Raw genomic sequence first — 9,224 nt, forward strand, 5'->3', positions numbered from 1 at the left:
GGGCGGGCGCGCCTGCCGCGATCAGGGCCTGGCTGACTTTTTCTGAGAGAAGAGCCTGAATATTCACCGGAATACCTTACGTGTAATGCGCCTGCCCCCGAGGGAGGCGGCGCCATAATGTGGACAAATTAGGGCGGGAGTATACTGCATTTGTCCCCGTCCGTCAGCATTGCGCGCGGCGCGGCGGCGTGCGCAATCCATCGCCGGTCAGTTGCCCATCAGCGGGGCGGCGGTTGGTCCGCAGGCCGAAACACGGTAAATTACCTTTTCATTACTGACGAGCATTATTGACGAGCAAACCCATGGCAAACTGGCAGCAAAATGAACAACTGGCCGATATTACGGCGGATCTCCCGCGATTTTCCGATGCGCTTCAGCGCTTCACTGCGCGACTGGGACTGGAGATCGCCGGGCTCGACGCCGACCATATCTCCCTGCGCTGTCATCAGAATACCACTGCGGAACGCTGGCGCCGCGGTCTGGAGCAGTGCGGCACCCTGCTGTCGGAGAATATGATCAACGGCCGGCCCATTTGCCTGTTCAAACTGGCGGAGCCGGTCTGCGTGGCGCACTGGCGCTTCCATATCGTTGAGCTGCCGTGGCCGGGTGAAAAGCGTTATCCCCATGAAGGCTGGGAGCATATCGAAATCGTCCTGCCCGGCGATCCGGCAACCTTAAATGCCCGCGCTCTGGCGCTTCTGGCCGATGACGGACTCAGCCAGCCGGGGATCGTGGTCAAAACCAGCTCGCCGAAAGGGGAGCATGAGCGCCTGCCGAATCCTACCCTGGCGGTGACCGACGGCAGCGTGACGGTCAAATTTCATCCGTGGTCTATTGAACAAATCGTCGCCAGCGAGCAAGCCGATACGTAACAGTGTGAAGCCGCGCGGCGTCTGCCGCGTGAAATTGTGACATGCTGCAAAGGTTGTCTGGATCAGGGAGAGAGGAATGGCGGTACTGGAAGTGTGTTGCTACAGCGTGGCGTGCGCCCGGGAGGCTGAGCGCTGCGGCGCCGATCGTATTGAGCTCTGCGCCGCGCCGCAGGAAGGGGGATTAACCCCCTCTTATGGGGTGCTGGTCTCGGCCCGCGAGGCGATTACTCTCCCGGTGCATCCGATCGTTCGCCCGCGCGGCGGCGATTTCTGCTACACCGAGGAAGAGTTCGCCGCGATGCTTAACGATATTCGCATGGTGCGGGATCTGGGCTTTCCCGGGCTGGTGACCGGCGTGCTGGATGCTGATGGCCAGGTCGATATCCCGCGGATGAAAAAAATAATGGCCGCGGCGGGGCCGCTGGCGGTGACCTTTCATCGCGCGTTCGATCTGTGCGCTGACCCGCGTCAGGCCTGGAAAACGCTGGGGACGCTGGGGGTTAAACGTATCCTGACTTCCGGTCAGCAATCCTCGGCGGAGAAAGGTATTTCATTAATTACGGAACTTATTGCCGCAGGGGATACTCCAATCATTATGGCCGGTGCGGGAGTCCGCGCCGCGAACCTGCCGCTGTTTCTGCAGGCGGGGGTGAAAGAGGTCCATAGCTCGGCTGGCCACTGGTTGCCGTCGGAAATGCGCTTTCGTCATCCGGGCGTTTCGATGTCAGCCGATCCCGATGCCGATGAATACAGACGCTACGCCGTGAATGGCGCAGCGGTGGCGGAGATGAAAAGGATTATCTCCGCCTGGAGAAGTTAAACGGTTTTTTGCTGCACATCATGTCGCCCAATATGATGATTGCCCGTACCAGGCCCCTGCCCATTAAACAGGGGCCTTTTTTTATCTCGCTTTTTTCGCCAGCGACTGCTGGGTTTCCGGTTTGGTGGCAATGATCACAGCCCGTAATGGCGCCGGATAGCCTTCCACCGTTTTGCGCTGATCCTGTGGGTCGAGGAAATCGGCCAGCGATTCGGTCGTCATCCATTCGGTGCGTCGCTGCTCCTCTGTCGAGGTGACGCAGGCGTCGACGATGCGCACGTCAATAAACCCGCACTTCTCCAGCCACATTTTCAGGGCCGCCGCCGAGGGGATAAAATAGACGTTGCGCATTTGCGCATAGCGGTCGCCCGGAACCAGCACCGTATTTTCATCTCCTTCAACCACCAGCGTCTCCAGCACCAGCTCGCCCCCTGGCGCCAGCTGATCTTTCAGCTGCCACAGATGGTCCAGCGGCGAGCGGCGGTGGTAGAGCACGCCCATCGAGAACACGGTGTCGAAGGCCTCCAGCGCCGGCAGCTGCTCGATGCCCAGCGGCAGCAAATGCGCCCGCTGGTCGTTACCGAGCAGCTTACGCACCGCTTCAAACTGGCACAGGAACAGCTGGGTGGGATCGATACCGACCGCCAGATGTGCGCCGGCGCCGATCATCCGCCACATGTGATAGCCGCTGCCGCAGCCCACGTCGAGGATAGTCCGGCCAGTGAGATCGGACAGGTGCGGCAGAACGCGCTCCCATTTCCAGTCGGATCGCCATTCGGTATCGATATTGATGCCGTACAGCGAATAAGGGCCTTTGCGCCACGGCATCAGGTTTTTAAGCAGATTTTCGATCCGCCGCTGATGGCCTTCGCTGAGCGGCGTTTCGCTCTCGGCGGTGACGCTGTGCAGAAGATCCAGACGCCAGGGCGTTAGCTCCGGCAGAAATTCTACGGCGCGCTCCCATTCACGAAACTTGCCGTGCAGGGCATCGCGCTGCCAGGCGGCTACCTGGGCAGGCAGCGTCTCCAGCCAGTGAGACAGCGGGCTTTTGGCGATCAGCTGATAGAAGTTACTGAAGTCGATCATGCCTGCTCCCCGGCTTTAACAGCCACCAGCGAGCCAAAGTTAAAGCACTGGAACCACAGTTCGGCATGTTCAAACCCAGCCTGACGCAGGCGGGCTTTATGGGTTTCGACAGAGTCCGTCAGCATCACATTTTCCAGCATGCTGCGTTTCTGGCTGATCTCCAGTTCGCTGTAGCCGTTGGCGCGCTTAAAGTCATGATGCATATTGAACAACAGTTCGCCAACGTGGGCGTCTTCGAAGCTGAATTTTTCCGAGAGCACCAGCGCGCCGCCCGGATTCAGCCCCTGATAGACTTTATTGAGGATCGCCTGGCGATCGCCCGGCTCAAGGAACTGAATAGTAAAGTTCAGGATCACCAGCGAGGCGTTTTCAATGGTCACGTCGCGGATATCCCCTTCAATCACTTCGACCGGCGTCGGCGCTTTATAAGCGTCAATATGGCGACGGCAGCGCTCCACCATCGCGGGAGAGTTATCGATAGCGATAATGCGACAGCCCGGATGGCTAATATTGCGGCGCACGGAGAGGGTGGCGGCGCCCAGCGAACAGCCAAGATCGTAAACCTGAGTGTTGGGCTGAACGAAGCGCTCGGCCAGCATGCCGATCATCGAGATGATATTGGAGTAGCCGGGCACAGAACGCTGGATCATATCGGGGAAGACTTCAGCAACCCGTTCATCAAAGGTCCAGTCGCCGAGGCTGGCAATCGGCGCGGAAAAAAGCGTATCGCGGTGAGACATAACGTTAAACCCGAAAAAACGAAAACGGCGTATTGTGCGCTAACGGAGGGAGAAAACCAACTCCCAGGGCATATACCAAAGATTGGCCAGCACCATTAGCAACAACGCGCACCAGGTGGCGCTCATGCCGGAGCGGCGCCAGTAGTAGACGCGGTGATGAAAGCCCCAGGAGTGCATCAGTCGCCCGACAATCAATAAAATCCCGCAAACGTGCACCATCCAGGTCTGAGCGCCGTTCATCTCCATAAATAACAGCAAAATGAGGCCAATCGGCACATATTCGACGGCATTGCCGTGAACGCGGATGGCAACCTGCAGCTCGCTAAAGCCGCCGTCACCGTAGCCTACATGGTATTGGGTGCGCAGACGCACCACGTCAAATGAGAACTTCACTAACAATAACGCACCTAAAACGGCATACAGCGCGCTGACCATACGAAAACTCCCTTTAACTCTGGCAGATGGCTCCGGATATGATAGCAGGATATCAGAAAAGAGAAGATTGCTGCGGAATCGACGGCGCATTTCCTGCCGCCGGCAGGGCAGCGCGCAGGTCACCCCACAGGGTATCCACCAGCGCCGGGGCGAAAGCAATGTCCGGGGTATGCAGGAACAACCACGGGGTCCCCGACTGATGCCACTTCGCCAGGGTCTGAAGCCAGACGCGAAACAGTTCCCGGTTATGGGCCATATCGTCACCGCCGATAAAGCGCACCATTGGCTGCCGGGCGGTCATCACCGCATGTACCGGCACCTTCGGTTTCTTTTGTTGGGCATCGATCATCGCCGGACTGGTGGCCGCAGCGCTATGGACCGGGCGGCTGTCGAGGATCACGCGGTTGACGTTACGCTCGTGCAGCCCGCGGTTGAGCTGCTGTTCCGCTTCCCCTTTGGCGAAAAACTCGGGATGACGAACTTCGACGCCGTAGGTGAAATCCTTCGGCAGTCCGTCGAGAAAATGCCATAGCGCGGGGAGATCGCGAGGACCGAACGTCGCCGGCAGCTGCAGCCAGTACTGGCCGATGCGCGAGGCCAGCGGCGCCAGGCGGGCAAAAAATTCACTGCTTAACTCGTCGCAATGGCGCAGGGCGGCCTGGTGCGAGATGGTGGCCGGAAATTTGAAGCAGAAGCGGAAGTCATCGTGAGTCTGTTCGTACCAGCGGGCGACAATCTCCGGCTTCGGTAGCGCATACAGGGTGGTGTTGCCCTCCACGCAGTTAAAGTGGCGGGCGTACTCTTCAAGGCTGGTGATGCCAAGGCGCACCCATTTCGGGTGCGACCACTGGGGAAGCCCAATATAAATCATAGCGCCGTGAGGATCTCCTCGGTACTGCGCACCCGGCCGATGCGCGGGAAAATATGCGTCATGCTGCCCTGATGCTGTTCGGCGGAGGCGGCGCTGCAGGCATCTTCAGCGATGACCAGGTTAAAACCCAGCTCCCAGGCATTGCGGGCGGTGGATTCGACGCCGATGTTGGTGGAGATGCCGCAGAGAATAATGGTGTCGATCCCGCGGCGGCGCAGCTGAAGCTCAAGGTCGGTGCCATAGAACGCGCCCCACTGGCGTTTGGTCACTTCGATATCGCTCTCCTGCTTACCCAGCGTGGCCGGGTAGGTCCACCAGTTTTCGGGCAGCGTATGCGCCCCGGCCTGAGCGTCGACAGGCTGTTTCAGCGCTTCGGCGAAATCGGCCGACCAGCCCACGCGGACCATGATGACCGGCGAACCCTGTTGCCGGCACTTGTCTGCCAGGCGAGCGGCGCGCGCCACCACCTCGTCAGCCCGATGCGGGCCGCCGGCGAAAGGCAGAATGCCTTCCTGCAGATCGATTACCACCAGCGCCGTGTTTTTTGCATTGAGTTCTAACATGGTATCCCCGTATCTTCATCTGTTGTCAGGCGGCTACAATACCTTTGCGGCTTCAGCAAAAGAGTAACAAATTTTGTTAATTTATGTGAGTGTGGACGTTAAGCGCGCAGCAAAGCAGCGTACATCGTGCGTCGGACTTATCGAACGACAGAATTTCCAGTATAATAGCCGCCTTTTTTCATTCAGTTGTGACATCAGCTAAAGCTGCGACCTCGTCGCCTGCAGGGCAGACGACAATCCGCCGACGGCTAAGTTAAGGGATATCTCATGCGTACAGAATATTGCGGACAGCTTCGACAGTCCCACGTTGGGCAGCAGGTGACTCTGTGTGGTTGGGTCAACCGCCGTCGCGATCTCGGTAGCCTCATTTTTATCGATATGCGCGACCGCGAAGGCATCGTTCAGGTGTTTTTCGATCCGGATCGTGCGGATGCGTTGAAGTTAGCCTCTGAACTGCGTAATGAGTTCTGCATTCAGGTCACTGGCACCGTTCGCGCGCGTGAAGAGAAAAACATCAACGCGGACATGGCCACCGGCGCTATCGAAGTGCTGGCTTCCGATCTGACGATCATTAACCGCTCAGAATCGCTGCCGCTGGACTCCAATCACGTCAACACCGAAGAAGCGCGTCTGAAATACCGCTACCTCGACCTGCGTCGTCCGGAGATGGCGCAGCGCCTGAAAACCCGCGCGAAAATTACCAGCTTTGTGCGCCGCTTTATGGACGACCATGGCTTCCTCGACATCGAAACCCCGATGCTGACTAAAGCCACCCCGGAAGGCGCCCGCGATTACCTCGTGCCTTCCCGCGTGCACAAAGGCAAATTCTACGCGCTGCCGCAGTCGCCGCAGCTGTTCAAACAGCTGCTGATGATGTCCGGCTTCGATCGCTATTATCAGATCGTTAAATGTTTCCGCGATGAAGACCTGCGTGCCGACCGTCAGCCTGAATTCACCCAGATCGACGTGGAAACCTCCTTTATGACCGCGCCGCAGGTGCGTGAGATCATGGAGGCGATGGTGCGTCAGCTGTGGCTGGAAGTGAAAGGCGTCGACCTGGGCGAGTTCCCGATCATGACCTTCGCCGAAGCCGAACGTCGCTATGGCTCCGATAAACCGGATCTGCGTAACCCGATGGAGCTGGTGGACGTCGCCGACCTGCTGAAGTCTGTGGAATTCGCGGTCTTTGCCGGCCCGGCCAACGATCCGAAAGGGCGCGTGGCGGCCCTGCGCGTCCCGGGCGGGGCCTCTCTGACCCGCAAGCTGATTGACGAATACGGCAACTTTGTGAAGATCTACGGCGCGAAAGGGCTGGCCTATATTAAAGTGACCGAGCGTGCCAAAGGCATGGACGGGATCAACAGCCCGGTGGCCAAATTCCTGACCGCTGAAATCGTGGAAGCGATCCTTGACCGCACCGGCGCGCAGGATGGAGACATGATCTTCTTCGGCGCCGACAACAAGAAAGTAGTGGCCGACGCGCTGGGCGCGCTGCGTCTGAAGCTGGGTAAAGACCTGAGTCTGACTGACGAGAGCAAATGGGCGCCGCTGTGGGTGATCGACTTCCCGATGTTCGAAGACGACGGCGAAGGCGGCCTGACGGCGATGCACCATCCGTTCACCTCGCCGAAAGATATGACCGCGGATGAGCTGAAAGCCGCGCCGGAAGAGGCTGTGGCCAACGCCTACGATATGGTCATTAACGGTTATGAAGTCGGCGGCGGTTCGGTGCGTATCCACCGCGGCGAGATGCAGCAGACCGTATTTGGTATTCTTGGCATTAACGAACAGGAACAGCGTGAGAAATTCGGCTTCCTGCTGGATGCGCTGAAGTACGGTACGCCGCCGCATGCGGGTCTGGCCTTCGGTCTTGACCGTCTGACCATGCTGCTGACCGGTACCGATAACATCCGCGACGTTATCGCTTTCCCGAAAACCACCGCGGCCGCCTGCCTGATGACCGAAGCGCCAAGCTTCGCCAATCCGGCGGCGCTCGGTGAACTGGGTATTCAGGTTGTGGAGAAAGAGGCAAAAGCGTCTCTGGAGAACAAGTAATATGTCATTTAAGCTGCCCGTTTCGGTGCTGGTGGTCATTTACGCCGAAGATACGAAACGGGTGCTGATGTTGCAGCGGCGCGACGATCCCGCGTTCTGGCAGTCGGTCACCGGCAGCCTGGAAGCTGGAGAGACCGCGCTGCAGGCCGCCGCGCGTGAAGTAAAGGAAGAGGTCGCCATTGACGTTGCCTGCGAGCAACTGACCTTAATCGACTGTCAGCGCACGGTGGAGTTCGAGATATTTTCTCATTTGCGTCATCGCTATGCGCCGGGTGTAGAGCGCAATACGGAATTCTGGTTCTGTCTTGCGCTGCCTCATGAGCGGGAGATTACTTTCACCGAACATCTGGCCTATCGCTGGGTCAGCGCGACGGAAGCCGCTGCGCTGACCAAGTCGTGGAGCAACCGGCAGGCGATTGAAGAATTTGTAATTAACGCCGCCTGAAAGGGCGCGCTTTTTGGAGAGTTTTTTATGGCAGGTCATAGTAAATGGGCCAACACCAAACACCGCAAAGCGGCACAGGATGCCAAACGCGGTAAAATCTTTACGAAAATCATTCGCGAGCTGGTCACCGCCGCGCGTCTGGGCGGCGGCGATCCGGCTTCCAACCCGCGTCTGCGTGCGGCCGTTGATAAAGCGCTGTCTAACAACATGACTCGCGACACCCTGAACCGCGCCATCGCGCGCGGCGTCGGCGGCGATGAAGACGCGAACATGGAAACCATCATTTATGAAGGCTACGGCCCTGGCGGTACCGCGGTGATGGTGGAATGTCTGTCCGACAACCGTAACCGTACCGTTGCGGAAGTGCGTCACGCCTTCACCAAAACCGGGGGTAACCTCGGCACCGACGGTTCCGTCTCCTACCTGTTCAGCAAGAAAGGCGTTATCTCCTTCGAGAAAGGCGATGAAGACACTATCATGGAAGCGGCGCTGGAAGCAGGCGCAGAAGACGTGGTGACCTATGACGACGGCGCCATCGACGTCTACACCGCCTGGGAAGAGATGGGCGCTGTGCGCGACGCGCTGGAAGCCGCCGGCCTGAAAGCCGACGCTGCCGAAGTCTCAATGATTCCGTCCACCAAAGCGGATATGGATGCCGAGACGGCGCCGAAGCTGCTGCGTCTGATCGATATGCTGGAAGACTGCGACGACGTGCAGGAAGTGTACCATAACGGCGAGATCTCCGACGAGGTCGCAGCCACCCTGTGATGCAGCCGCATCCACGGTTAACCGGAGGCGCGTGATGGCTATTATTCTCGGCATTGACCCGGGGTCGCGCGTTACCGGTTATGGCGTGATCCGCCAGGTTGGGCGGCAGCTGAGCTACCTGGGCAGCGGATGCATCCGCACCAAAGTGGACGATCTGCCGTCGCGGCTGAAGCTGATCTACGCCGGGGTGACGGAGATCATCACCCAGTTCCAGCCCGACTATTTCGCCATTGAGCAGGTCTTTATGGCCAAGAATGCCGACTCGGCGTTAAAGCTCGGGCAGGCGCGCGGGGTGGCGATCGTCGCAGCGACCAATCAGGCGCTGCCGGTGTTTGAATACGCCGCCCGTCAGGTCAAGCAGACCGTTGTCGGGATTGGCAGCGCCGAAAAGAGCCAGGTCCAGCATATGGTGCGCACCTTGCTCAAGCTGCCCGCCAATCCGCAGGCGGATGCGGCGGATGCGCTGGCGATCGCCATCACCCATTGCCATGTCAGCCAGAATGCCGCTCAGATCAGCGAGACCCGGCTCAATCTGGCGCGGGGGCGCTTACGATAATCGCAAATCAGGC

At 58.9% G+C, this 9,224-nt stretch carries 11 protein-coding genes; 6 read left to right on the forward strand and 5 right to left on the reverse strand.

Annotation, left to right across the window (positions count from 1 at the left end; genetic code table 11):
- Nucleotides 1-302 precede the first annotated feature (302 nt).
- A complete protein-coding gene (locus HMPREF9538_RS19870) occupies nt 303-872 on the forward strand; it encodes a VOC family protein (RefSeq protein ID WP_002911491.1) in 570 nt (189 codons plus the stop codon).
- Between the two features lie 76 nt (nt 873-948).
- Complete coding sequence (cutC, locus tag HMPREF9538_RS19865; RefSeq protein ID WP_002911488.1) at nt 949-1,692, forward strand: copper homeostasis protein CutC; 744 nt, start codon at nt 949-951, stop codon at nt 1,690-1,692.
- Nucleotides 1,693-1,773: 81 nt separating this feature from the next.
- On the opposite strand, the gene cmoB is transcribed toward cutC, so the two are convergent.
- The 5 genes from cmoB to HMPREF9538_RS19840 are packed head-to-tail and all read right to left on the reverse strand — an operon-like array spanning nt 1,774 to nt 5,387.
- Nucleotides 1,774-2,778, reverse strand: coding sequence for a tRNA 5-methoxyuridine(34)/uridine 5-oxyacetic acid(34) synthase CmoB (gene cmoB, locus HMPREF9538_RS19860; protein ID WP_004151451.1), 1,005 nt, complete (start codon nt 2,776-2,778; stop codon nt 1,774-1,776).
- On the reverse strand, nt 2,775-3,518 hold the full coding sequence (gene cmoA, locus HMPREF9538_RS19855) for a carboxy-S-adenosyl-L-methionine synthase CmoA (protein WP_002911486.1): 744 nt from the start codon (nt 3,516-3,518) through the stop codon (nt 2,775-2,777). Before cmoA ends, cmoB begins: the two co-directional genes overlap by 4 nt.
- Before the next feature lie 39 nt (nt 3,519-3,557).
- Complete coding sequence (locus HMPREF9538_RS19850) at nt 3,558-3,953, reverse strand: MAPEG family protein (RefSeq protein ID WP_002911484.1); 396 nt, start codon at nt 3,951-3,953, stop codon at nt 3,558-3,560.
- A gap of 52 nt (nt 3,954-4,005) precedes the next feature.
- Nucleotides 4,006-4,824 carry a DUF72 domain-containing protein gene (locus HMPREF9538_RS19845; protein ID WP_002911483.1) on the reverse strand — a complete coding sequence of 273 codons (819 nt, stop codon included), beginning with the start codon at nt 4,822-4,824 and terminating at the stop codon, nt 4,006-4,008.
- On the reverse strand, nt 4,821-5,387 hold the full coding sequence (locus HMPREF9538_RS19840) for a hydrolase (RefSeq protein WP_004145564.1): 567 nt from the start codon (nt 5,385-5,387) through the stop codon (nt 4,821-4,823). The genes HMPREF9538_RS19845 and HMPREF9538_RS19840 overlap by 4 nt, the downstream gene beginning before the upstream one ends.
- 267 nt (nt 5,388-5,654) lie before the next feature.
- Here HMPREF9538_RS19840 and aspS point away from each other — a divergent pair, with 267 nt between their 5' ends.
- From aspS to ruvC, 4 genes are read left to right on the forward strand one after another with little or no spacing between them, the layout of a single operon-like run.
- Complete coding sequence (gene aspS, locus HMPREF9538_RS19835) at nt 5,655-7,442, forward strand: aspartate--tRNA ligase (RefSeq protein ID WP_002911479.1); 1,788 nt, start codon at nt 5,655-5,657, stop codon at nt 7,440-7,442.
- Nucleotide 7,443: 1 nt separating this feature from the next.
- Nucleotides 7,444-7,887 carry a dihydroneopterin triphosphate diphosphatase gene (gene nudB, locus HMPREF9538_RS19830; RefSeq protein ID WP_002911477.1) on the forward strand — a complete coding sequence of 148 codons (444 nt, stop codon included), beginning with the start codon at nt 7,444-7,446 and terminating at the stop codon, nt 7,885-7,887.
- A 27-nt stretch (nt 7,888-7,914) separates the two neighbouring features.
- Nucleotides 7,915-8,655, forward strand: a complete 741-nt coding sequence (locus tag HMPREF9538_RS19825) for a YebC/PmpR family DNA-binding transcriptional regulator (RefSeq protein WP_002911459.1) — start codon at nt 7,915-7,917, stop codon at nt 8,653-8,655.
- Between the two features lie 34 nt (nt 8,656-8,689).
- Nucleotides 8,690-9,211 carry a crossover junction endodeoxyribonuclease RuvC gene (gene ruvC / locus HMPREF9538_RS19820; protein ID WP_002911456.1) on the forward strand — a complete coding sequence of 174 codons (522 nt, stop codon included), beginning with the start codon at nt 8,690-8,692 and terminating at the stop codon, nt 9,209-9,211.
- Nucleotides 9,212-9,224: the final 13 nt, after the last annotated feature.

The sequence above is a fragment of the Klebsiella sp. MS 92-3 genome, from assembly GCF_000195655.1.
GTDB classification, from domain to species: domain Bacteria; phylum Pseudomonadota; class Gammaproteobacteria; order Enterobacterales; family Enterobacteriaceae; genus Klebsiella; species Klebsiella pneumoniae.